The sequence below is a fragment of the Patescibacteria group bacterium genome (genome assembly GCA_028707495.1).
Taxonomy (GTDB): domain Bacteria; phylum Patescibacteriota; class Patescibacteriia; order UBA2591; family JAQWAS01; genus JAQWAS01.
Window position 1 is genome coordinate 1 of sequence record JAQWAS010000007.1, and the last position, 24,761, is coordinate 24,761.

General features: G+C 32.6%; 25 protein-coding genes and 3 tRNA genes. 19 read left to right on the plus strand and 9 right to left on the minus strand.

The window, feature by feature from the left end; genetic code table 11:
* Positions 1-347 precede the first annotated feature (347 nt).
* The 8 genes from PHS07_03160 to PHS07_03195 all read right to left on the minus strand — a co-directional run bounded on the left by PHS07_03160 (position 348) and on the right by PHS07_03195 (position 6,764).
* Positions 348-1,265, minus strand: coding sequence for an ATP-dependent Clp protease proteolytic subunit (locus PHS07_03160; protein MDD4607303.1), 918 nt, complete (start codon positions 1,263-1,265; stop codon positions 348-350).
* On the minus strand, positions 1,258-1,458 hold the full coding sequence (locus PHS07_03165) for a hypothetical protein (protein MDD4607304.1): 201 nt from the start codon (positions 1,456-1,458) through the stop codon (positions 1,258-1,260). The genes PHS07_03160 and PHS07_03165 overlap by 8 nt, the downstream gene beginning before the upstream one ends.
* Positions 1,459-1,471: 13 nt before the next feature.
* Positions 1,472-2,116: a MutH/Sau3AI family endonuclease gene (locus PHS07_03170; GenBank protein ID MDD4607305.1), complete on the minus strand. Its 645-nt coding sequence runs from the start codon at positions 2,114-2,116 to the stop codon at positions 1,472-1,474.
* 1 nt (position 2,117) lies between these two features.
* The gene (locus tag PHS07_03175; GenBank protein MDD4607306.1) at positions 2,118-2,930 is read right to left on the minus strand and encodes a site-specific DNA-methyltransferase; all 813 of its coding nucleotides are present in this window, start codon (positions 2,928-2,930) and stop codon (positions 2,118-2,120) included.
* A 292-nt stretch (positions 2,931-3,222) separates the two neighbouring features.
* Positions 3,223-4,449 (minus strand): 2,3-bisphosphoglycerate-independent phosphoglycerate mutase, encoded by a 1,227-nt coding sequence (locus PHS07_03180; protein ID MDD4607307.1) that lies wholly within the window; start codon positions 4,447-4,449, stop codon positions 3,223-3,225.
* Positions 4,450-4,705: 256 nt separating this feature from the next.
* Complete coding sequence (locus PHS07_03185) at positions 4,706-5,467, minus strand: undecaprenyl-diphosphate phosphatase (protein ID MDD4607308.1); 762 nt, start codon at positions 5,465-5,467, stop codon at positions 4,706-4,708.
* Between the two features lie 77 nt (positions 5,468-5,544).
* Positions 5,545-6,282 (minus strand): diacylglycerol kinase family protein, encoded by a 738-nt coding sequence (locus PHS07_03190; protein ID MDD4607309.1) that lies wholly within the window; start codon positions 6,280-6,282, stop codon positions 5,545-5,547.
* A gap of 47 nt (positions 6,283-6,329) precedes the next feature.
* On the minus strand, positions 6,330-6,764 hold the full coding sequence (locus PHS07_03195; protein ID MDD4607310.1) for a polymer-forming cytoskeletal protein: 435 nt from the start codon (positions 6,762-6,764) through the stop codon (positions 6,330-6,332).
* A gap of 127 nt (positions 6,765-6,891) precedes the next feature.
* On the opposite strand from PHS07_03195, the gene PHS07_03200 reads away from it, so the two are divergent.
* The 15 genes from PHS07_03200 to PHS07_03270 all read left to right on the plus strand — a co-directional run bounded on the left by PHS07_03200 (position 6,892) and on the right by PHS07_03270 (position 19,774).
* Complete coding sequence (locus PHS07_03200; GenBank protein MDD4607311.1) at positions 6,892-7,803, plus strand: FAD-dependent oxidoreductase; 912 nt, start codon at positions 6,892-6,894, stop codon at positions 7,801-7,803.
* Between the two features lie 418 nt (positions 7,804-8,221).
* Entirely contained in the window at positions 8,222-8,779 is a 558-nt protein-coding gene (locus PHS07_03205; protein ID MDD4607312.1) for a methyltransferase domain-containing protein, read from the plus strand.
* 1 nt (position 8,780) lies between these two features.
* The gene (locus tag PHS07_03210; protein ID MDD4607313.1) at positions 8,781-9,176 is read left to right on the plus strand and encodes a hypothetical protein; all 396 of its coding nucleotides are present in this window, start codon (positions 8,781-8,783) and stop codon (positions 9,174-9,176) included.
* Between the two features lies 1 nt (position 9,177).
* Positions 9,178-9,552, plus strand: coding sequence for a YraN family protein (locus tag PHS07_03215; protein MDD4607314.1), 375 nt, complete (start codon positions 9,178-9,180; stop codon positions 9,550-9,552).
* Positions 9,553-9,643: 91 nt separating this feature from the next.
* Positions 9,644-10,924 (plus strand): transcription termination factor NusA, encoded by a 1,281-nt coding sequence (gene nusA, locus PHS07_03220; protein MDD4607315.1) that lies wholly within the window; start codon positions 9,644-9,646, stop codon positions 10,922-10,924.
* A gap of 48 nt (positions 10,925-10,972) precedes the next feature.
* A complete protein-coding gene (locus PHS07_03225; protein MDD4607316.1) occupies positions 10,973-12,937 on the plus strand; it encodes a sodium-translocating pyrophosphatase in 1,965 nt (654 codons plus the stop codon).
* Between the two features lie 98 nt (positions 12,938-13,035).
* On the plus strand, positions 13,036-14,319 hold the full coding sequence (gene tig, locus PHS07_03230) for a trigger factor (GenBank protein MDD4607317.1): 1,284 nt from the start codon (positions 13,036-13,038) through the stop codon (positions 14,317-14,319).
* 4 nt (positions 14,320-14,323) lie between these two features.
* Positions 14,324-14,551, plus strand: coding sequence for a hypothetical protein (locus PHS07_03235; protein ID MDD4607318.1), 228 nt, complete (start codon positions 14,324-14,326; stop codon positions 14,549-14,551).
* A gap of 283 nt (positions 14,552-14,834) precedes the next feature.
* Positions 14,835-14,908, plus strand: a tRNA-Ala gene (locus PHS07_03240).
* A 775-nt stretch (positions 14,909-15,683) separates the two neighbouring features.
* A complete protein-coding gene (locus PHS07_03245) occupies positions 15,684-16,445 on the plus strand; it encodes a helix-turn-helix domain-containing protein (GenBank protein MDD4607319.1) in 762 nt (253 codons plus the stop codon).
* Between the two features lie 406 nt (positions 16,446-16,851).
* Positions 16,852-16,926, plus strand: a tRNA-Arg gene (locus PHS07_03250).
* A gap of 155 nt (positions 16,927-17,081) precedes the next feature.
* Positions 17,082-17,155, plus strand: a tRNA-His gene (locus tag PHS07_03255).
* Positions 17,156-17,346: 191 nt separating this feature from the next.
* Positions 17,347-18,069, plus strand: a complete 723-nt coding sequence (locus PHS07_03260) for a MerR family transcriptional regulator (GenBank protein MDD4607320.1) — start codon at positions 17,347-17,349, stop codon at positions 18,067-18,069.
* A gap of 10 nt (positions 18,070-18,079) precedes the next feature.
* Positions 18,080-18,364, plus strand: coding sequence for a DUF4325 domain-containing protein (locus PHS07_03265; GenBank protein ID MDD4607321.1), 285 nt, complete (start codon positions 18,080-18,082; stop codon positions 18,362-18,364).
* 192 nt (positions 18,365-18,556) lie between these two features.
* A complete protein-coding gene (locus PHS07_03270; protein MDD4607322.1) occupies positions 18,557-19,774 on the plus strand; it encodes a thermonuclease family protein in 1,218 nt (405 codons plus the stop codon).
* Positions 19,775-20,193: 419 nt separating this feature from the next.
* Here the strand turns inward: PHS07_03270 and PHS07_03275 are convergent, their stop codons facing one another.
* Positions 20,194-20,424, minus strand: coding sequence for a hypothetical protein (locus PHS07_03275; protein ID MDD4607323.1), 231 nt, complete (start codon positions 20,422-20,424; stop codon positions 20,194-20,196).
* A gap of 137 nt (positions 20,425-20,561) precedes the next feature.
* On the opposite strand from PHS07_03275, the gene PHS07_03280 reads away from it, so the two are divergent.
* From PHS07_03280 to PHS07_03295, 4 genes are all read left to right on the plus strand, one after another.
* Positions 20,562-22,076 (plus strand): hypothetical protein, encoded by a 1,515-nt coding sequence (locus PHS07_03280; GenBank protein MDD4607324.1) that lies wholly within the window; start codon positions 20,562-20,564, stop codon positions 22,074-22,076.
* A 138-nt stretch (positions 22,077-22,214) separates the two neighbouring features.
* A complete protein-coding gene (locus PHS07_03285; GenBank protein ID MDD4607325.1) occupies positions 22,215-22,448 on the plus strand; it encodes a hypothetical protein in 234 nt (77 codons plus the stop codon).
* A gap of 1 nt (position 22,449) precedes the next feature.
* Complete coding sequence (locus tag PHS07_03290) at positions 22,450-22,686, plus strand: hypothetical protein (protein MDD4607326.1); 237 nt, start codon at positions 22,450-22,452, stop codon at positions 22,684-22,686.
* A 106-nt stretch (positions 22,687-22,792) separates the two neighbouring features.
* Positions 22,793-24,700 (plus strand): hypothetical protein, encoded by a 1,908-nt coding sequence (locus PHS07_03295; protein MDD4607327.1) that lies wholly within the window; start codon positions 22,793-22,795, stop codon positions 24,698-24,700.
* Positions 24,701-24,761: the final 61 nt, after the last annotated feature.

A 24,761-nucleotide genomic window follows, 5' to 3' on the forward strand; every position in this document is an offset into this window, starting at 1 on the left:
GTCACTTGCTCCGGTTACAACGATGATTTTATTTTTGAGCTTCATAATATATGGTTATTGTAATAGATTTAAAACACTTTCTAAAGCGGGCTCTTCCTTAAAGGCGAGGTTTTGAATTTCGCCTAACGTTTCGGCATATCTGATGTTTGCCGTAGCGTAGCGAAGGCAAATATGGGTGGAGGCTTTTGTATAAAAGCCGTAACCAGATATGCCGTGTTATATGATGTATGCTTTTCTTTTTGTCTCGCCTAAGCGAGACCACTTTTCTGTAATGAACGAATTTTATTTTTGTCTTGGCGTAGGGGCAGAGGGGCTGGGGGTGAATGCCCCGAAGCCAAGACTCCTTATTATTTATTTGGTGCTGGAATTATTAAAGATTGCATTGATTGAATGTATGCTACTCCATTATGATTTTCAATAATTTTGAAAGCTGGCGTTGCTGTTAATGTGTGCATAAAAGCATGATGTATAGTTAATACCGCATCTTGAAACTCTTGACTGTCTTCGAGCGATTCAATCACCAAACCAAGTTCTTTGCATTTCTCATCAGATAAATGCCGTCCATGCGACAAAGTGATAGAATGACTAGTCAATTCTTTAAGAATTTTAGCAATTTTTTTCTTTTTATCGGGATCATCTTTAAGCATGCGTTTTTCTAATGCATTTTTGGCAATAACCTTTGACCATTTCACAGCTTTTTGACATTCGCCAATCAAGGTTGGATGATATTTAGCGATAATTGGTTGCCAAACGGCTATTTTACTATTGTCTTTTTTTATTTCTTCATGAGCTTGTTTAAATTCTTCTAAAATTCCATGGGCGGGCAAACCATTAAATTGGGGATCGATCGGACCAAGACTAGATTGTTTTCCCATTACGATTTTATTTCCAGAACAAGCAATCATTGTTCCACCAGACATGGCAAGTTGAGGCACAATTATGCGAATATCATCAAATTTTTTAGTAAGATAATCAATTATTGATTCCGTTGCAGCAACTTCACCGCCAGGAGTATGTAAAATCAAATCAAGACCCTTTGAGGAGTCTAGCTTATGAATTGCGGTCATAAAGCCGTTTTTGTCATTGTCATTTATTCCAAGCTCGCCCTGAAGTTCACGAATTTTCTTTTGCAAAAACCCACTATAATAAGCAATTACATTCCTCTTAGTTAGTTTGTGCAACTCGAGAAGATATTTCCTTCTAATAATATCATGAGTACTGCCTTGTTCTCGCAATTCATCTAAAATGTCTTTCCAGTTAGGCATAGTTTTGATTATTAAAATTAGTAAACGAAGTTGACGAGTCAGAAATTACCCAGACATCTTTTTGTTCAAGAGATGGATGATTATTTTCTTTTTCATAGGAGAACCCACAATATTTCTGAATTTCAGACTCTTGCTTTTTAATTTTTTTAAAAGTCTCAGAAATTTCTTTTTTTGATAAATTTTTTGTAGGCATAATTTTAAAAATATTAACTAGCTATTTCAAAAATCTTTTTAACTAAACTTGTTCTTGCATAAAATGCTCGAGTAATTGGTCGGCGTTTTCCTGTCCGAGGATTTATTCCGCCAGTTCCTTTTGTTCTCGCTTGTATCCATTTTCCGTCTTTGCCTGTTAAACTTTCAAAACCGTGTTTGATAAGTTTTTCTCGGATAAAATCATAATCGGCTTTTATCTCTTTGATAAGATCGTCATCTTCGGCAAAATCTAAACTGGCGACTTTTAACAATTCAGCACTTTCAGAATTTTGACCATGCCACATAACAGCACAAAATACGATTGATTTTAGTTTTGCCCAACAATGACTTTCAAAAAATGAATGTTGTTTTAGTTCTTCTGGGTTAATCATCGTAATTGCCATTGTTTCTTTTGGAGTAAGTTTATTTTTTACTTCATGAAAACTGACTGATTTTAACTCATATGAAAGTCCGTTTGGTGCTTTTGAAACATTATTTTCCAATCCTGCCAATCTTTCCAAAACCAAACCTTTCCAGCCCTTGTTTTGTTTTCCTGTTTCGTAAGTTGTAATTCCGTATTGCAAAGCAAGTTTTCGCAGATCTTTTCCGATATGCTTTTTTAAATTGTTTATTGCGGTTGTTCTTGTAACTATTTTCATACTATTTTTTAGAAAGTTTATTTTTTAAATTCTTGTCCAGTTCTTCAAATCTTTTGATAGATAAATCAAGATATTGTTTTTCAGTATCTATGCCAATAAAATTTCTACCATAAAGATAGGCGGCAAGACCTGTTGTTGAACTTCCAGTAAAAGGATCTAAAATTACATCACCTTTGTTTGTGCTTGCTAAAACAATTCTTTTAAGCAAATCAAAAGATTTTTGTGTTGGGTGTTTGCCAAATTTCTTTTCAATCGGTTTTGGGGTATTGATTGACCAAACAGATCTCATTTGTAAGCCGGGTTTTTTCATTTGATCTTCTGACCAGTCGCCATTTTTCATTAGATCGTAATTGAAAGTGTGTTTGCCTTTTTTCTCTTTTCTCGCCCAAAGTAAAGTCTCATGACTGGCTGTAAAAAATCGGCATGACAAATTTGGCGAGGCATTCGGCTTAAACCATGCAACATCATTTAGAAAATGATATTTGTTAATTTCTAAAGCAAAACCGCATTGATAAATTGAGTGATAAGTTCCGCTAATCCAAATTGTTCCGTTTGGTTTCAAAACTCGGCGACACGCTTTTATCCATTCGTTATGAAATTCAAAATTCTTTTTTGTTCCATTAGTTAAATCCCAATCACCCTTTTTTACACTGACCATTTTGCCATTTTGGCAAGTAAAACTACCACTTGATAAAAAATAAGGAGGATCTGCAAAAATCATATCTACCGAGTTTTCAGGCAGAGAATTCAAAAGCTCCAAACAATCTGCTTGGTATAGCTTAAATCTCGGTTTTTCGTAAAAAGGTTTTTGCATAGTATATTGATTATACCCTAGAAAAAATTATAAATAAATCGTTTCCGTAGCGGAGCGGAGGAAACACCGTATACCCCCCTCTTTAAAAAATTAAAAATAAAATTTGTTCATTATAGAAAAGTGTTAGGCGTTAGCCGTAAAAAGAAAAGCATATTTCATATAACAGGGTTTATACAAACCTGTTGAATTAAGCTTTTATTTAAGCCAAAAAATGGCTCGAAATTTGTAATCATAAACGGGTTATGAAATAAAGCTTTTTTATATTATATTATTTATTTTCTAGTTTTACAACCTACGCCCCAAACATACTAGCCAAACCCATTAAATCAATCACAATTGGCATGACGTGTCGGCCTTGGATATGGCCTAAGCGGCCACGGGCGCATTCGCGTTCATTAAAGTGCTCGACATCATCATCGCGAATACCTTGGCTGTAAATAGTAATCGGTACGTCATCAGCACTGTGGGCTTTTAAGGCACAAGGCGTGGAATGGTCAGCAGTGACCACAATTAAAGAATTTTCTAAATCAAGTAAAGGCTTAAGAGCTGGATCAATTTTATTTTCAATAAAATCTTTTTTGCCTTGCCAATCCCCGTCTTCACCTAGGGTGTCAGTGCCTTTAAAATGTAATAAAAAGAAATCATAATCATTATAAATTTCTATTAACTTATCAACCTTAACTTTTAAATTTGAATCTGGTTTGCCAGTGGCTTGCGGATCAAGGTCAATGACATCCATCCCCACAATTTTAGCAATACCGCGGTAAAGTGCGCCACCGGCAATACAAGCAGAGTTTAAATTATACTTTTGTTTAAAGCTTGGCATTTCAGGCATGATGCCAGCGCCACGGACTAAAAAATAATTAGCTGGCAAAAGGCCCTGTTCTTGGCGTTTTTTGTTGGTCGGTAGGTCTTTTAATCTTTGATAGGTCATATCTAAGAATTTATTCAAAACCTCAGCTGTTCTTTTGGCTTCGGGTGTGTCTTTGGTGGGTTGAGATAACTTAATTTTAGCATTTTCAATATGTGGATCACAGTCACTAATATCGCCACTTAAATTTTCACCGCGCATGATCATGGCGACGCGATGACCAATTGAGCTTTTTAAAATAAATTCCACGCCGTCAATTTTAGTGCCATTGAACATGTCAGCAAATTCTGAAGTGTCATCAATACGGCCGGCGCGTCGATCAACAACGTTTAAATTTTCATCCACCGTACCCATATTAACTCGAAAAGCCACATCACCGGTTTTTAATTCTAAACCAGCGCCAGCGACTTCGAATGGCCCACGGCCAGTGTAGTAAGTGTAAGGATCATAACCAAAAATAGCCAAATGGCTGGTGTCGCTACCTGGGCGGATACCAATGTCAACGGCGTGCATAGCACCGGATATGCCTTTTTGGACTAAATGGTCTAAATTGGGCGTTTTGGCGGCTTCTAACGGGGTTTGGTTGTTGAGTTCGGGGATAGGTCGATCGCCTAAACCATCGCAGATTACAAAGATAACTTTTTTCATAGATTTATGTTTTTTATAAATTTTTATTGATTTTATATTGTCATGCTGAATTTCTGCTCGTCAAATCGGCGGATGTTTCAGAATCTATTAACGCTAGAGATTGTCATTCCTGGCTTGACCAGGAATCCAGGATTGGTCGCTATTAACCTTTTTTTGAAAAAGTCTTTTAAATTTAACAAAGCTTATTCTAAAAAACAAGAATGCATATATTAACACTGGATCCTCGCCTACGCGAGGATGACACTTTGGTAAGCTTCTATATTATATTTACCAAAACAATAATCAACCCCACAAACCAACAATAAAAACTAAAATACCAGAATTTATTATGTTGGATTAATTTTAATAACCAATTAATAACTAAATAAGAAACTAACATAGCCGTTAAGGTGGCAATTAAAATTGGTAGCCAATCAGCTTGAGCTAAGTGATTTATTTCTAAAATTGAAGCACCTAAAATAGCTGGCAAAAAAATTAAAAAAGAAAAAGTCGTGGCAGTTTTTCTATCAACGCCTAAAATTAAACCTGTGCCGATAGTTGAGCCACTACGAGAGATGCCAGGAATAATTGCTATGCCCTGGGCCAAACCAATTAAAATAGATTTAGCGGGAGTTAATTTTTTATCGCCAGTTTTACGAGTTAAAAATAATAAGCTACCAGTCAAAATTAAGGCGATACCAACCATCAAAACATTAGAAAATAAACTTTCAATTAAATCTTTAAAAATTAAACCAATTAAGGCTGTGGGAATGGAAGCTAAAATTATATAAATAATTAATTTAAATTTAGGATCGTGAACCTGCCAGGTAAACAAAATTTTTAAAAGTTGCCAAATTATTTTTCTAAAAATAAAAATTACCACCAAAGCCGTTCCAAAATGGAGCATCAGATCTAGCGGTAAAGGTTGAGAAATTTTAAACCAATTTTGAACAATAACTAAATGACCTGAGCTGGAAATTGGTAGCCATTCAGTTATACCTTGAATAAGGCCGAGGATAAATGCTTGATAAATAGGCATATAGATTAGGTGTTAGTGTTTAGGTTGTAGCGAGTAGGGATTAGTTGTTGGTTGTCAGTTGTTAGTTACAAGTTATTTTAAAATAAGCGATTTTTACCCACGATGATATCAATTTTAGCTTTGGCAATATGAATAGCTACGGGCGTTTTTAAGATTTTATTGGTTTCAGTTTTAAGCGGTAGATTTTTTTTACCTTGGCTTTTGATAATTAATTTTTTGACTAGAAATAAACTCCGGCGGTCAATTTTACTAAACAAAGATTTTTTTTGTGGCCAAAAAACAACTTCTAATTTATCATCAGCTGGATTAGATACCCAATTGTCAAAACTACCCAAATTAGTAATTAAAATGGTTTGTTGCGGATAGAGTGATTGAATTTCGTATTGGCCATCGCAATCAATAACAAAGTCAGTGCCAGATAAAGTAATAGAGCCCAAAAAATATTCATCGAGGATTCTAGCTAAATTAACTGTTTTTAATAAACGATTGGCGATTTGCAAGCAAGCTTTTTTGCCATTTTCTATGCCCAAGCCGTAGCTTAAATGAGTTTTATTAATTGGAATAAAACCGATTTTAACTTTTAAACTTGGTAGATTATTAATCAATTTATTTAAAGTGGCATCATCACCAACAGCAACAAAAGTTTGTACGCCTTTTTTATATGATTCGCGTAGAGCTTCTTTTAAATTGCGTAGAGGTGTAAGTTTAAAAAGTCGACCATCAATCCCGAGGTCAACTAGTTGAGTCTCTATTTCTTTTATTTGAGTAGAATATTTTTTTTGATTCAAAAACGAATCAAAGAAATAGAAATACATAATTTAAATCTTAAAACTTAAATGGAAAAATTTTAAAGTTAAAATGATTATTTTTTGTTTTTGTCGTCCTTAATTACGATTGGTTTTTTGTCAATTTTTTCTGGAATTTTAGTTTTATCTTCAGGTGTGCCTAAGGTACATTTGCCATTTAAAATTGCGCCCTCTTCAACTGATAAAATTAAATATTCAACATCACCTTTGACTTGAGCTGTTTTGGATAAGGTTAATTTACCTTGAGCGCGGACGTTTCCCTTGACATTACCAGCAATTAAAATATTTTCTCCATAAATATTAGCTTCGACAACTGAACCATTACTAACAACAATATCTTTTCTGGTTCGAACAGAACCATTAATTTTACCTTCAATGCGGATATTGCCCTTGCCGATAAAATTACCCTTAACATTAATAGACGAACCAATGACAGTTTCAATTTCTTGTTTATTTTTATTATCTAAAGAGTCATGATGTTTGTTGAACATATATTTAATTTTTTAAAAATAAATAATCCATTAATACATTTTAATCTCTAAAAAAATGTTTGTCAATTTTGATTTTTAATTTAGATTGGATTATAATACTAAAATAAGTTTTTAAAAAAATAATTTTATGTCTCAATACGATTTAATTATTATTGGCACTGGGCCTGCTGGCTTGTCGGCTGCTGTCTATGCAGCTCGTTACCAAATAAATTTTTTATTGATTGGTCAACTGCCGGGAGGTTTAATTACCGAATCACCCTTGGTTGAAAATTATCTTGGCATTCAAAGTATAAGTGGTTTTGAATTAAGCCAAAAAATGTTGGAACAAATCAAATTTTTAGGACATGAGCCGGTTTTTGATAAAGTCACGCAGATCACTCACCAGAACAAATTTTACCAAGTTAAAACCAGCCAACAAGATTATCAAGCCAAGAGTTTGATTTTAGCTATGGGCGCGCATCATCGTAAATTAAATTTACCTCGGGAAGAAGAATTAAATGGTAAAGGGGTAGCTTATTGTGCGACGTGTGATGGCCCATTGTATAAAGATAAAGTGGTGGCGGTCGCTGGTGCAGCTAATTCCGGTTTAGGCTCGGCTTTTATTTTAGCTAAATATGCCCAACATGTTTATGTAATTGAAATGCTAGATAAAATTTTAGCTGATAAAAGCTGGCAATCTAAAATCGAAAAATTAAACAACGTAGATATAATTTTAAGCAATCAAATTACAGCATTAAAAGGTCAAGACAGACTAGAATCGATTGTTTTAAAAGAACCTTTTCAAGATCAAACGGAATTAAATGTAGCGGGCTTGTTTATTGAAATTGGTTTACAATCCAATAGTCAATTAGCTCAAAATTTAAATATAGACTTAGATGAACGCGGTTATATTAAAATAAATATGCACGGTCAAACCAATTTACCTGGTGTGATGGCAGCGGGAAACGTGACGAGTGGTCAATATCAATTTGATCAAGTTATCACAGCGGCCGCCTCGGGCGCTATTGCCGCTGATTCGGCTAACAAATTTTTAAGTTAAGTTATTAACAGTTAGGTCTTGACTTTTTTAAAAAGATAAATTAAATTATAGATATTGTTCTTTTCGAATATAATTTTTCAATTGAGAAAGGAGACTCAATTGTCTAAAGCCCTATCTGTTTTAGGACGTTTAGGAATTTCTCCACCAAGTGATCGTCAGTTTTCAATAACAATAGTCGCCCTGTGTGCCGATTGTATCCAACCGTGTAAAATTCGCTCGATTCGAGCCACACCCATGGCACCCGACTAACAAATTTATGGCGACCACCACCACCCCGCGATCATAGAGTACATCGCCCAGCGATGTGTGGGTTTATACCCTTAAAAGCCCTTTATTCTTCGCGGGGGGTTTTTATTTTACTTTTGTTTATTTTATATTTATACTATAATAATATAATTAGATTTTAATTTAATTTATTATGTTTCAATCAAAAGTGCCAGGTGGCAACGAGCTTCTTGACCCACAAAAAGTTTTAACCGCAGTCGGCGTTATTCAAGGTTTGAAAATCGGTGATTTTGGTTGTGGTGGTCGGGGCTTCTTTAGCTTGCAGGCCGCCCGCATGGTTGGTCAGGATGGCGTAGTTTATGCTATTGATATTTTAAAGCCAGTTTTAAAAAGCGTAGAAAACGAAGCTCACAGTTTAGGCTTGTACAATTTAAAAACAGTATGGTCAGATTTAGAAAAAAAAGATGCCACCAAAATTAAAACAGAATTGGATATCGCCTTAGTAATTAATTTATTGTTTCAAGTTGAAAAAAACGAAAATGTGATTTATGAAGTTAAACGTTTATTAAAAACACAGGGCAAATTGTTAATTATAGATTGGAAACAAACCGGAGCTTTGTTTGGCCCACCAGTTGAAAAAAGAGTTGATATCGAACAAATTAAAAATTTAGTCATTAAAATAGGCTTTGAATTACAAGAAGAATTTGAAGCTGGTTCTTTTCATTTTGGTTTAATTTTTATAAAAAAATAATATGGACTTTACTAAATTATTAAAATTAAAATATTGGTTTGATGTTCAACCCTTACTAATCCATGCTTTGCAAAGATGGATTTTAATTGCTATTTTTAGTTTATTAATTATAGCTGGCATAGTTTTAATTTTAATTGCTATGAAAAAGGATAAAATTTTGAAAATAGCGTTAAATAAAATTTCAAAAGCAGTTTTAATTATGGGTTTGTCGGGTTGGTTGTTGTTGTTTTTTCGTTGGGCAGGTGTTTATTTTTTGAGTGCACGTTTTTGGTTGGGGTTATGGTTGATCGGGCTAATTATTTGGGCTTGGCGTTTAATTCATTATTTTAAAAAAATTTATCCAGTCAAAAAACAAGAATTAATTAAGCAACGCCAGCTTAAAAAATATTTACCATAAAATGGCTTTATCTAAGCGTGAGTTGGGTCGGTTGGGTGAAAAAATTGCATGCCAATTTTTAGTCCAACATCATTATCAGATTATTGAAACAAATTTTCAGACTCGAAGTGGTGAAATTGATTTAATTTGTTATGACCAGGAAGGGGCAGTTGTCTTTATTGAAGTTAAGACGCGCAGTAATTTGAATTTAGGCTATCCTGAAGAAGCTGTTGGTAAAATTAAACAAGCTAAAATGTTAAAAGTAGCTGAGGAATATATTTTAGATCGACCAGATCTATCCGATAAAAACTATTATTTTGATGTTTTAGCTTTAGAAATTAATTTTCAAACGCGTTTAGCTAAAGTTAAACATTTTAAGCATATTTTAAGTGGATAACTTGGGGTTGACTTTAAATTAAATTCAATGTATAATGATTCATTAATGGCAGCTAGTATTTATACTAGCTATATTTTTTAAACAAGTTTATATGACAAATCAAATTGTTTCAGCTATTAAACAAATCTGTGAGGAAAAAGGTATTTCCGAGGATTTAGTTTTAGAAGCTATTGAGCAAGCCTTAGCGGCTGCTTATCGTAAAGATTTTGGTGAAAAAGGCCAAAATGTTGAAGTTAAATTCGATCCGGAAACGGGTAAAATGCAAATGTTTGATGTTAAAAGTGTCGTAGACGTGGTCGAAAGAGAGGTTGAAAACGAAGAAGGTGAAATGGAAATGCGTTTATACGTGCCTTTAAGTCCAGAAGAAATTTCTGAAACTGAAGATGGTGAGGAAATCACTGAACGGCGTTTTAATTCTAAAAAAGATCTAACTCTAGACGAAGCCAAAGCGATTAAAAAAACCGCCAAGCTTGGTGATGAAATTAGGCAAAAATTAGATGTGCCATCAGAATTTGGCCGAGTTGCTGCTCAAGTCGCTAAACAAGTCATTACCCAACGTTTAAATGAAATTGAAAAAGATGTGATTTATGAAGAATTTAAAAATCGCGAAGGTCAAATCGTGGTGGGTTTAGTTCAGAGAATTGAACCAACGCACATTGTGGTTGATTTTGAAAGAACGAGTGGTATTATTCCCAAGCAAGAGCAAATTTATAGTTTTCGCTATAGAATTGGTCAAAAAATTAAACTTTATGTTTTAGCTGTTGATAAAGCTAATCGTGGCCCTAAAATTTTACTTTCCCATATTCACCCAGCTATTGTAAAAGATTTATTTAATTCAGAAATTCCTGAAATTAATAATGGTAGCGTTGAAATCAAATCCATTGCCCGCGAAGCTGGATCTAGAACAAAAATCGCGGTTGAGTCCAAACAAGAAAATGTTGATCCGATTGGTTCATGTGTCGGACAACGTGGAGCTAGAATTCAAGTGATTATTTCAGAATTAGGCGGAGAAAAAATTGATATTATTAATTATAATGAAAAACCAGAAACCTATATTAGTAACGCTTTAGCGCCAGCCAAGGTTAGTAAAATTGAAATTAACGAAGAAACTAAAATAGCTAAGGTGATGGTTAAAAATGATCAATTGTCTTTAGCTATTGGAAAATCTGGCCAAAATGTGCGTTTAGCTGCTCATTTAACTGGTTGGAAATTAGCTATTGTGAGTGAGCATGGCGAAGAGGTTGGTCTTGATAATATTGAAACAAAGGAACCAGTAGACGAAAAATTAGAAACAGTGGAATCGGCTCCAAATCAAAACGAAGATGAAATAGAAAAAATAATCGAAGCTGAGCCAGTTGTTGATGAGGAATAATAAAACCAATTAGTCAGATAAAAATAATTTAATTATTTAGTTAAAATTATGTCTTTAATTTGTTTTCCTATTGTTATTGCGGTTTTAGGTTTAATTTTTAGTTTATTATTGAGTTGTTGGATTAAAAAGAAAGAAATTGGCCCGGCTGAAGTAAAGGAAATTTCTAATTCAATTCGTGAAGGCGCGATGGCTTTTTTAAATAAAGAATACAAACTTTTGGTTATTTTTGTTTTTATTGTTGCCGTTGTTTTATTCTTTTTTCGAGGATGGGAATTAAGCTTAACCTTTTTGGTTGGATCTTTATTTTCTGCAGTGGCTGGTAATGTTGGCATGCGTGTAGCTACTATGAGTAACGGTCGGACAGCCTGGGGAGTTAAAAGCAGCTTGTATAAGGGTTTAAAAATTGCTTTTTCTTCAGGGAGTGTTATGGGCATTACAGTTGTAAGCTTAGGTTTATTGGGAATAAGTGTCTTATATTATATTTTTAAAGATCCAGAGATAATTTACGGTTTTGGTTTTGGTGCCTCTTCAATTGCTTTATTTGCACGTGTCGGTGGCGGAATTTATACTAAGGCGGCGGATGTGGGTGCTGATCTTGTCGGTAAAATTGAAGTTGGTATACCTGAAGACGATCCTCGCAATCCAGCTACTATTGCTGATAATGTGGGCGATAATGTGGGCGATGTCGCCGGTATGGGCGCTGATTTGTTTGAGTCTTATGTTGATTCTATTATCGTTGCTATGGTTTTAGGGACTTTAAGTTTAGCAACCCTTGGACATCAGGTAGTTATTTTACCCTTACTTTTAGCTGGTTTAGGTATAGTTGCTAGTTTGTTTGGCAATTTAGCTATTAAATTACGTCACAAAGGTAATCCGCATAGTATTTTAAATAGTGGTATTTATACGGCCGCAGTTTTAATGATTATTGGGAGTTATTTTATTATACGTTATTTGGCTGATAATAATTTAAATTTATTTTGGAGTGTAATTGTTGGTTTATTTTCTGGCTTAGCTATTGGGTTATTAACAGAATATTATACTTCGGCTCGTTTTAAACCAACGAAAAATTTAGCCAAAACATCAGAAACTGGTTCGGCTACCAATATTATTTCAGGTTTGGCCTTGGGTATGAATAGCACGGCTATACCTATTTTAATCGTATGTTTAGCTATTTTTTTATCATTTAAATTCGCTGGTTTGTATGGGATTGCGATTGCTGCGGTCGGGATGTTATCAACCTTGGGAATTACTTTAGCGACAGATACTTATGGTCCAGTGGCTGACAATGCGGCAGGAATAGCTGAAATGGCTAAGTTGGGCGATGAAACTCGCAAGGGTTGTGAAGAATTAGACTCTGTAGGCAATACGACAGCTGCCATTGGAAAAGGCTTTGCAGTTGGTTCGGCTGCTTTAACAGCTTTGGTTTTGTCAGTTAGCTATTCGCAACTTGTCGGGTTGGATGTTTTAAATTTAAATAATCCACAAGTTTTAATTGGTTTGTTTTTGGGTGGTTTGTTACCGTTTGTTTTTTCAGCTTTAGCTATGCAGGCTGTAGGTAAGGCAGCTTATTCCGTTGTTCAGGAGGTTAGAAGACAGTTCCGTGAAATTAAGGGTATTATGTTAAAAGAAAATAAACCCGATCATGCTGAATGTGTTAAAATTGTAACCAGTGGTGCATTAAAACAAATGGTTTTGCCTGGTTTGTTGGCAGTTTTATCACCGGTGGTTGTGGGCTTTTTACTCGGTAAAGAGGCCTTGGGTGGTTTGTTGATTGGCGCCATTGTAACTGGATTTTTATTAGCGATTATGATGGCTAATGCTGGTGGCGCCTGGGATAACGCTAAAAAATATATTGAAGAAGGTCATCATGGCGGCAAGGGATCTGATTCTCATAAAGCAGCTGTTGTTGGTGATACGGTTGGTGATCCATTTAAAGATACGGCGGGTCCCGCTCTCAATATTTTGATTAAGTTAATGTCGATTGTAGCCTTGATTATAGCTCCGCTTTTATAGTGAGTAGTTTGTAGATTATAGTGAATAGTGAACAGTGAGTAGATAAAGGGAGATGGATTTATAAATAAATTTTAATTAAGTTAAATACATTTTTTATTATGCAATTATTAAATCAAAATAAATTAGACAAAGGTTTGGTTGAATTAGAAATTGAAGTCGAGGCCAAAGAATTAACTGAATTTATTGATGATACAATTCAAACCATCATTAAAGAAGAAAAATTTTCAGGCTTTCGCCAAGGCAAAGCTACAGTTGAAATGGTTAGAAAAAAATATTCTGAGATGGATTTATTGCAAAAATCTTTAGAAAAAATTATCACCGTGACATATTATGAAATTTTAATGAAAGAAAAATTATTATCAGTTGGTCAGCCAGAGATCCAAGTGATTAAAATGATACCAGGCAATCCTTTTGTTTATAAAGCTAAAGTCGCTTTATTACCAACGGTTAAGATTGCTGATTTAACACAAATTAAAATTGTTAAAGAACCAATCAAGGTTGAAAATGAGCATCAAGAGAAAATTTTGAAAGAATTGCAAATGGCTCGATCACAAGAAAAAATAGTCGAACGCGAGGCTAAAAAAAGTGATAAAGTTATGTTGGATATTGAGATGTCGATTAACAAAGTACCTCTTGATGGTGGTCAAACTAAAAATACAGCCATCATGTTGGGAGACGATTTTTTTCTGCCGGGTTTAGATAAAGAAATAATTGGTTTAAAGAAAAATGATCAAAAAGAATTTACCTTAACCTATCCGCAAGATTATCATGATAAAAAATTAGCCAACAAAAAAGTTGATTTTAAAGTTAAAGTTAATGAAATTTATGAAATGACTTTACCGGAAATTAATGATGAATTTGCTAAATCTTTAGGTAAATTCAATAATTTAGCTGAATTAAAAAAACAATTAGCCGAGAATTTACAACAAGAAGCTGAAGCTAAACAAAACCAAGATTTAGAAAACGAAATGTTTGATAAACTTATCCAAGTGTCTAATTTTGGTGAAATTCCTGAAGTTTTAATTGAAAACGAAAAAGATGTTATGCTTAAGGAAATGGAAAGTTTTATTCAACAACAAGGCATGAAATTTGAAGATTATTTAACTCATCTACAAAAAGATAAAGCTGGGCTTAAAAAGGGCCTAGAAAGCCAAGCCTTAAAAAGATTAAAAGTTTCTTTAATTATTAGAGAAATAGTTAAACAACAAGATATTCAAGTGACTGATGAAGAATTACAAAAAGAAATTGATAAAATCTTAGAGCACAATACTGATCAAGCTGTTAAAGAGCAAGTAGCAGATGAGCGGTATAAAAGTTATTTGCGTAATGCCTTGACATCCAAAAAGGCGTTAGATTATTTAAAAGACAAAGTTATAAAATAAAAATATGGTTTTTTTAGGAATAATTTTTGTAATAATAGGTTCATTTCTAGTAATTAAAACAGCTTGGTTTAGGAATTTTTTTGGTCCTATCCCCTGGTTTGATAAGCATTTGGGTTATGAGGGTGGAACCACTTTTGGTTATAAAATTATTGGTATCATTTGTATTATTTTGGGTTTTTTACTAATTTTTGATATGTTTGAGGGGATTATTTTAGCGATTTTTCGACGTTAATTTGGTTGGCTTATAGTTTATAGCTTGTAGTTTGTCTTGTCATCCTGAACTTGATTCAGGATCTAGAGTTGGCTTAGAATAAATGTTTATTTAGAGTTAACACTGGATTCCCGCCTGCGCGGGAATGACAAATAGTTATTTGTTAATTGTTAAAAGTTAATTGTTATCCGTGGGCCTGTAGCTCAGTTGGTAGATCCGCCAGCTGGCGGATTTGCAAGCAGAAGGTGATCGGTTTTAGTCAGATTGTGTCCTTTGTTATAGGTTATTAGTTATTAGTTATTTTGGGCCTGTAGCTCAGTTGGTTAGAGCACCACATTTGCAATGTGGGGGTCAGGAGTTCGAGTCTCCTCAGGTCCATTTTTTTATTATGAAAATAAAAGCCCCGTGTTGTTGTGCGCGGGGTTTTTGTTAGGCTATTTTTTATCTGTGAGTCCACATATAGACTCTAATATATATCCAATTTTTGTACCAATTGCCTTATATCGTGCATATTTATAATGATATATGTAACAATATCCATGCACTTCATAGCAATGTTCTGAGTATGCCACAGTTTTTCGCCTAATAATTACATCTGCCGTAGCTAGGATTAAACCGATAGTAATACCCAAGACTACTGGGATAATAAAGTCTTCTCTTGGTGTTGGCAGAAATAGACTAGGTCTCGTCAATATTCTACTTAATAGATTGTAAGTTAAATAGAGACAAAGAGTTGATAGGGTTGTGTAAATTGGATAATTCGTAATAAAGCTTATCTGCGTTGCTTGATCTGCATCGAACCATTTTTTACCAACCAGATCTTGGAAGCCGTATTGAATCTTGGCACTCAAGTTGCCAACGATTGGATAGGTGATGACTTTGAATAGAAACATGCCTACGAACGTAGCGACTTTGACAATTAGCTTGCCAGCGTCGAGCGCGATCTGTTTAACCATTCTTGACTTGATTCCCATTGTGTATCTCCTTTGTTTTAAATTGTCAAATTACATTCCTTGTATTGTTATTAACATTATAGTATGATATAATAGAATTGTCAACCAAATTTGTTGACAATAATATAGACAATGTTTTAGCTTAAATACTAGCTTAAACTTAATTAATCAAATATTTTAGACAATCAATTTTTAAAAATATGCAAAAAGAACTAAAACAATTAGGATTTTCTGATAACCAAATTAAAGTTTATTTAGCGCTTTTGGGTTTAGGATTAACTCGAGTTGGACCAATTATTACTCAAACGCAACTCCCCCGCCAAACGGTTTACAATACCTTAGGTGAATTAGAAAATCAAGATTTAATTTTTCAAGTTATTCAATCCGGTCGTAAACATTGGCAAACAGCTGAACCTGAAGTTATTTTAAAAAAAATGAAATCTAAATTTCAACTAGCTCAAGAATTAATTCCTCAAATTATTAATCAGCGAGATCAGTCAAAACATTTAGCTGAAATAAAAGTCTATGCCGGTTTGGATGGATTTATGACTATGCATATTAACAACTTACAAAATCAACCTAAAAAGACGCAAGTTAATATTATTGGGGCTGGTGGTCAGCAATGGGTTGAGCTAGCAAAAGAAACGGGAATTTTAAATAAATATGAATCTTTAAGAATTAATAAAGAAATAGGTCAAAATATTATTGCCTATGAAAATCAACGTTCGGAAACTCAAAAATTTATAGATCAATATTATTTACATCAATTGCCTTCAGAACGTAAAAAATTCAAATTTTTACCGCAAGAATTTTATTCGCCCGTGGGTATTCAAATTTGGCACGATAAAATAGATTTAATTATTTATTCTCAAGATCCAATCATTTTTGAAATAAAAAATAAGGATTTAGTTAAAAGTTTTACCAATTATTTCAATTTACTCTGGAAAATGGCTAAAAAGTAGTCTTTGATTAAAAATAATATAAAAAGTAAGTTTTATTGACAATTTTTATATAAAAAGAGACAAATTAGAATTAAAAACAGGCGAATGTTCCACGTGGAGCAAATTATAACATAAAAAATCTTATAAGTCAAAAATAGACAATATTTTTATAAAATATTTATAAAATTGGCTTATAATATAAATTAAATAGTGTCGTAAAATGAATATTAACGTTGATGATATTAATAAAGTTAAAATATAACATGAATAAAGCTAATTTAATGCCAATGATACAAATATTTTGAATTTTGATATGAAAATTTTGGATTTATATGGGATTTATAATTTTAAATTTTGAATTTTACAAAAAGGGTCTGGACAAAAAATTTTTAAAAGTATATAATAATTTAAGTTTAAAATTTAATTTGCCCCTGTAGTTCAATGGATAGAACACCAGCCTTCTAAGCTGGTTATGCAGGTCCGATTCCTGCCGGGGGTACCAGAATAACTGACAACAGAAAACTAACAACCAACAACCAACAACCAACAACCGATAATCACCATTTGGGCGGGATTAATAATTAATATTTATAATCTATAAGTTGTAGGTTGTAGTAGGTTGAGAGTTGTAAGTTGTTAGTTATTAGTTATTTCGTGGTGGCCATAGTTCAATGGTAGAACAGCGGGTTGTGGTCCCGTTAACGAGGGTTCGATTCCCTCTGGCCACCCCAAAAAAACGTCTCTCTTGTGAGAGGTGTTTTTTGTTTCATAAAAAATGTCTAATTTTAAGTGAATTTATTAAAATTAAAAATGTCCAACTTTAAAACAAGTTTGGCTTAAAATAAGGATTAAGACGTGTGAAAATGTCCAATTTTGTTAAAAAATACTTGCCAAAAAATGTCCAATTTGATATATTAAATATATGTTAGATATAAACAAAACAGCAAAAATGCTTGGTCTAAATCCTAAGACTCTTCGTCGTTGGGATAATTTGGGTAAGTTAAATTCTGTGAGAGAAAAAAAGGGGGCACATCGCTATTACAATTCCAGTGATGCCGTTGATTTTTTAAGAAAAGATTATAAATATATGTTTAAGGTTGCTTATAGATGGACTTTAGCAAAAAACCCACCTGAGACATTTGATGAACTTTATTGTAGAGATAAATTTGTTTTTAAAGCACGACTTTCATCTTTAGCAAACTTATTACAGAAACAAGACGATCCTCAATATAAGTTTCCACTATTGATTGCTATGATTGGTGAAATTGGTAATAATTCTTTTGATCATAATATTGGGAATTGGCCTAATCTTCCTGGAATATTTTTTGGTTATTGTTTGAAGTCAAAAGAAATTATTATTGCTGATCGAGGGCGTGGTGTTTTAAAAACATTAAAGGTTGCTAGGCCAACACTGAAAAATGACGCTCAAGCATTAAAAGTGGCTTTCACTGAAATTATTTCTGGTCGTCAACCTGAAAATAGAGGTAATGGACTAAAGTTTGTTAGAAGGAATATCGTATCACAAGATATGTGTCTTGTTTTTCAATCAGGCGTAGCTCAAGTTCAAATTGACAAGAAGAATGATTTAAAAATAGTTGAAACAAAAAAGAATCTAAAAGGTTGTTTAGCCACAATAAAATATTAAGTTAAAAAATATGATTATAAAATTAGAAAAATTTGGCGATGTTCTCACCTCTCGCGATGATGGACGTGAAGCTTATAAAGCAATTCAGCCAGAAATAAACAGTAGATCAAAAGAAGAAAAAATAATTTTAGATTTTACTGGGGTTTTTAGTTTATCTCCATCTTGGGCTGATGAATTTGTGACTAATTTAAAAAAAGATTATGGGGATAAACTTGAGTTAAAAAATCTCAGTAATCCTTCGGTTAAGGAGACATTAAAAATGCTTGAAAAGATTGAAGATTTAGGTTTAATTTAGATAATTTTGATATAGTAGCGCCCCTTAGCTTACCCCACGAGTGGTAAGTGTAAATGATTCCCTCTGGCCACCCCTTGAATTATCAATTTAAAATAGCCCCGTAGGGGCTGTTTTGTTTTGACAAGGGGGGTAAAGTATAATAAAATGGCATTAAGATAATAAATAATTTTATGTCTGAGAATATAAATATGAATGTTTAAGAAAAATAAAAACAAAAAACCTTTTTGGAAGAAATGGTGGATTTATACGCTAGCTTTTATAATTTTTATTATAGTAATTGGTTCTGTCGTTTCACAAGGTAAACCGATGTTTAGAGGTGTTGAAAGAATATTTTATTCGACACCCGTAAATATAGAGGGATATAATGTTGATCCTAATGCGGCCGTTAATATTATATTAAATAACGAAAAAGTGGAAACCGTAAAATCAGATGAGGGAGGAAATTTTTATTTTTCACTTAATCTAATTGAAGGTGAAAATACTTTTAAAGTAAACACAACTACATCAAAGGGTAAGTTTAAGGAAAGCTTAATAGAAAAAATAAATTATATAATAGAAAGACCAGAAGAAATAGAGGGAGCCGATCTATTAGAGGATACAGATAATAATGATAACAATTTAAACATTAAGGGAATAAATGAGAGTGAAGACAAAAATAAGGGTAAAATAAATGTTGACCCAGAAAACGAAAACCAATATCAAGAAGAGGATACTAATCAAACACAAACAGGTGAAGAATTAGGGGAAGATGAGGAAATCAATAATGATGATCAAACACAATATTATCCAGTTGTTAGGGTGGTTGATGGAGATACAGTAGTTGTAAAGATAGATGGAGTAGATGAAACCTTAAGATTAATTGGTATAGACACTCCGGAAACAGTTGATCCAAGAAAGCCCGTTCAATGTTTTGGAATCGAAGCCAGCAATAAAGCCAAGGAGTGGCTCTCGGGTAAAATGGTCGAATTAGAAAGTGATCCAAGTCAAGACGAAAGAGATAAATATGGGAGACTTTTAAGATATGTTAGGATTCAAGAGGGTTTATTTTACAATTTAGAAATTATAAAGCAAGGTTATGCTCACGAATATACTTATATCATTCCTTATAAATATCAAACTGAATTTAAAAACGCCGAAGATTACGCCAGGGAGAATGAATTAGGGTTGTGGCATCCCGATGCTTGTCAGGAGGACACAGTGGCTCCCGAGGAGGCTGGAAATGAACAGGAAGTAGAGGATGACCAACCAACTGATCAGACCTATAATTGTTCAGAAAATGTATATAATTGTGGTGATTTTGCGACACGTGCAGAAGCTCAAGTGGTTTTTGATTATTGTGGAGGAATTAGTAATGATATTCATAGATTAGATAGTGATGGTGATGGGATAGTTTGCGAGAACTTACCCTAGATTAAATATAACCATATGATAATTTAAAACGGCTCAATTAGAACTGTTTTTTGTTTTTGGGATGTGATATTATGAAATATACACCGTTTATAATATTGAATTAGATTTACTTAAGATGTCTAAATTAATACACAATCAAAAAAATCATTAGTTAAACAATTGTGTATATGTTGTGGTGGAAAAAATAAAAAAACAAATAAAGAACATCTTTTTCCTGCTTGGTTGTTAAAAAAAAACAAAAATAAACTAAAACGAGTTAATTTATAAACAAAAATTAGGAACGGAAATACCCTTCACTCCCACCAAACAGGTTCTAAGTTGTTCCCCTATCAGACCCCAAAAAAACGTCTCTCTTGCGAGAGGTGTTTTTATTTATAAATAAAAAAAAAACCGGCCATATAGCCGGTTTTGAAATTGAGTTATTCTTCCAGCTCTTTCAGACGTTGGTCAAGAATTAGCTTGAATTTGTCAGGAGTTGAAACCCAAAGGTCGTTGAGCATTCCTGAGTCATGGACGCCAGAAACGAATTTCTCGAAAGAATTCTTAATGTCTTTTTCCAGGAGTTCTCTACTGAAAAAGTCTGGGGGAACAAATTCCCAGAATTTGAATAAACCTTGGATATCTTGGAGAGTTGGTGTCCTGTTGGGCATAATTTACCTCCTTGGAGTAATTAATTTGATGTTTTAAAAATGAAAGAGCAATATTCTATATTAGATTATTTTATTTTTAATGTCAACGTTTTTTTAAATTTTAAAAAGTGATATAATAAAAACATAAAATTAAATATATGAAATTTAAAAACAAGTTTTTAACAATTTTTATTGCTTTAGTTTTTGTTTTAACTGAAGTAAATGTTTTATGGGCCCAAACTTTACCCAATATCCCATCCGATATTAAAGAAATAGTAGATGAACGAGATATGATTGAAATTTATTGTTTAATGACTAAATATGAGTCAGGTGAATTTATAGCCAGCTTAGAAGCTTTAAACACAATTTTAGTTCCAGCGGTTAGTCAATTAAAAAATATGGGGTTTGAAGCTGAAGTGCCGGATATTACTCAATATCAGTTTAATGCTCAAACTAAAATAGACGAAGTATGCACGACTCAAAGTTTAACTGAGGCACAAAATAGAGTTCAGGATTTAATGGCTTATAGTCAACAAATTAAAAACGATTTAGCTGGTTTAAGAAATTCTTTAGGCGTAGAATTAAAATCCCAAGGGCAAGAATTAAAAGAAATTATTGAAACGGAGAACAAAAAAATTGAGGAAGAATTGGGCTCGCAAATTCAGCCTAAAGTTGAAGAGTTTGGCGCAGATTTGGGTGCACGTTTGCAAATAGAATTAGAGCACGAAATGGCCTCAGCGGGTTTTACAGATGCTGGTTCAGCTCAAGCTTATGCACAACGTCGCGTAGCTGAAAATCAAAATCGGATTAAAACAGAAATTGAAAATTATAAAAACCAATTACAGACTGAATTTGAAAACGAAATGGATGCACGTGCATCAGAGGTAGCTGGTTTTAATATAAAAGAATTTAGAGAGTTGGGAGATGGTTTGGCTAATATTGAGCAAACTATAAACGACGTTGTTCAACAAAATTTAGGACAATATGAAGAATATAAAATTCAAGCTATGATAAAAAGAAAGGAATTAATTTTAAAAATTTTTGATCAACAATTTAATCAAGCTATCGAGCAAATTAAAGAATACGAAGATTTACTTTTAGAATTAAAAGTTCAAGATCCGAGTGTTTTAACGGCTAATGAATTAATTGCCGAATTAAATCAAGACAAACAAATTTTAGCCGAACAAATTCAGACAGCCATCGAGGCGGGTGATGATAGTGGTTTTCAAATAGCCATTCAGGAAGTAGAAAATAAATGGTTAGCCAAAAGAACCATTTTAGAATCTAATTTAGCTAAACGTCAGTCGCCATGGGAAGTTTGTCAACAAGTCGATTTTCAAATTCAAAAGGCCAAAACAACAATTGAAGATGGTCTCCAACAAATTCAAATAGGTTTAGAACAAATTGAAATCAATAAAATTGATTGTGCTTTAAGTGAAAAACCTTTGTGTCAAACCATTGATCAAATTTACAACAATTTAAAGTCAACTCAGTCGATTGGTCAAACATTGTTAAATAATTTAAATTTAACAATAGATAAATGTAGCCACGTTAGCCCGCAAGATAATTGGCAGTCTGATTTTTTACAATCAATGTTAAGTTTACGGGAAGCTGGTCCAGCCTGGAATAAGGAAATTGTTAATTTAAAAAATCAGTGGTTGAGTCAAAAATAAATTTTAGAAAAAGAATTAATTAAAAAACCAACACCAGAAAAATTTTGTCAGCAAATTAATCCGAGTGGATTAGAGCAAGAATTAAATCAAAAATTAAATGAACTCCAGGAGCGCTTAGAACGTTGTGAAAGGCCATGTGTGGGCACACCTCAGGCATGTTCACTCCAAGCAGAAACCTGCGCTCTTTATAACCAACGGAGCGTTGATTTTATATCAACCCAACAACAAGGACAAGAGTTATTAATTCAAATTAAAAATTTAAAATCAAAATGTCAGACAATAGACAATTTAAGAGATTTGATAAATTCAGCTCAAAATTTAAAAATTACGCGGGATAATTTTTTACAAAACTATAATCAAGTTTTAAAATAATATGTCTAAAAAATCATTAATTGTTGTTTTAATTATTCTAATTTTAATTGCAATTGGCGTAGCAACTTATTTTATATTCTTTAATCAATCTAAATTAAGTAGTAATTTAGATAATTTGGAAACCATTGAAACTGATATGCCATTTGCTAGTCAAATACCCGATTTAAAATTAGATGATTTTAATATTCAGGGGACAGTTTTGCCGAGTGATTTGTTTTCTAATATAGAGGTTGAATAAAAATTATAATAAAAAAGGAGCTAAGCTTCTTTTTTATTTTAAAAATTAAATTATGTGCTATAATAAATAATGAATAATTTAATTATTTTTTAAATACTAATTTTATATGAATTTTGAAAATTTAAATTTTATAGAAAATTATATGATTAACAAAGAAAAATTACAAGTAAAAGAAAAAGAATGTCCAAAAATAGAAGAGGATGTTCGTTTAAGATTAGATCGTAATTTGGAGACAGCAAAAATAATTGAAAATCTCGCCATTGATAAGGTTATAAATGAGAGTGATAAAGAAGAATTAATTTCATTACAGGAACGTCGAGATTGGAGTAAAATGTTAAATAGTTTAGAAAACGATGATGTAGTTATTACAGTTTTAACTCCGACAGCTCGTTGTTTGTCTATAAAAAATTTAAATGATGTAGTTTTTGGACCTCAGTTAACCGATAGTATTATCGCTAAACGTCGCGAATTGTCTCAAAAATATTTTTTTGAAAATTTAATAGATAAAAATGTTAATATTAAACCAGATAATTTAGATTTAGAGCAAAATTATAAATATGGAGTTTTTAAATTACCTGGCGAAATAGTTGAAACAATTGGTAGTGTTAGTGAATTTATGAATAATGTTTGCACACAAGTTGATCAAGAAATGACAAAGTATGTTTTAGAAGAAGCTTCTAAATTACCGCAAGAGCCAAAGATTATTGATTTTATTAAAGAATTTACAGCTCATGGTTTTAGGTTAAGTTATGGAATTTCTGAGGTTAAAGATAATCAAACGGTTCAGGATTCATTATCTAATAAATTTTTAACATTAGCTCAATCCTTTCAATCTGCTAGATTGGCTGGTTTAAAACATGGACTTGCTCATGAAAAATTTGGTTATGGTCAAGAATATTCAGAATCAGACATTGAAAGTGAACTAATAGAATTTGATAGATTACACCAGAATTTATCTGGTGAAATTATAACGAATGCTTCAGGCATTCAATTTGAAATTATTCAAGATGGTGTTTTTAATAGGGATGTTTTACGAGATATTAGAAAAGGTAAATTTGAGATTTCGGAAGGTGATGACAAAAGTCAAGCGCTTTTAGAACAAGCTCAGGCATATATTAAAATTTTAAATTTATTAGATTTTGTTAAACCTTGCACTAATGATGAACTTATTGATAATAGTTTTGATAAGAAGTTAAAAAAACATCAAGAATTAGCTATTGATTTAGTAAATAATAGTAATTTTGACCAAGCAAGATTAAAAACTGAATTAGAGTATAATGAAAAAGATCGTAATTTTACAAGTGAAGCCATATTTCATAAACGTGCTCTAGAAATTGAAAGAGCGGCTTATTTAAGCTTAGATGTTTTGGATGTTGGAGTTGATCAATTATTAGAATATGAACAACTTTTGAAAAAAGTAAACAAAAAGGATGACGGATTAACATTTGCTCAAGCATCTTTAATGGCCGGTGATTCTATGACTAAACAACTAAGAGAAATTCGTCAAAAAGTTTTTAATGTATTAGAAACACATGATTTAGTAAAGGATGGGGAATTAGCTACTGGTTTAGTTGGAGGCGATGAATTAACCTTAGTGGTTGATTTAGATAAACTTGGTTCAGATGATAAAATGAATAGATTAATGTTTGATTTGAAAAGAGCGACTAACATTCGTCTTATTAAAACAGTGGTTTCTAAAAGTGATCGTTTAGAGAACGAACAAGTCAATCGCGAAGATCAACATTTATTATCTTTGAAACGAGCTGAACTAGGAGCTACTCAAGCTAAAGAAATAGAAGCTATTTTAAGAAAAGTAAGATTAAAGCATGGAAGAGAAAAAATTGATCAATTAATAAGAACAGAAGGTTTTGATAGTTTAGTGGTAATTGAAGATACTGCGATAGCTGATGGTTTTAAATTTAGAATTGAGAATGATCAAAAACTATTAATAGAATTAACCAAAGATAATTTGTTGGATAAATTAAGAGTGCTAATTGGTGAAACGGTTTATTAATCAAGTTTATAATAAATACTAAGTCAATATTTAATTATTAAAAATATTTTTTTTGATTTAA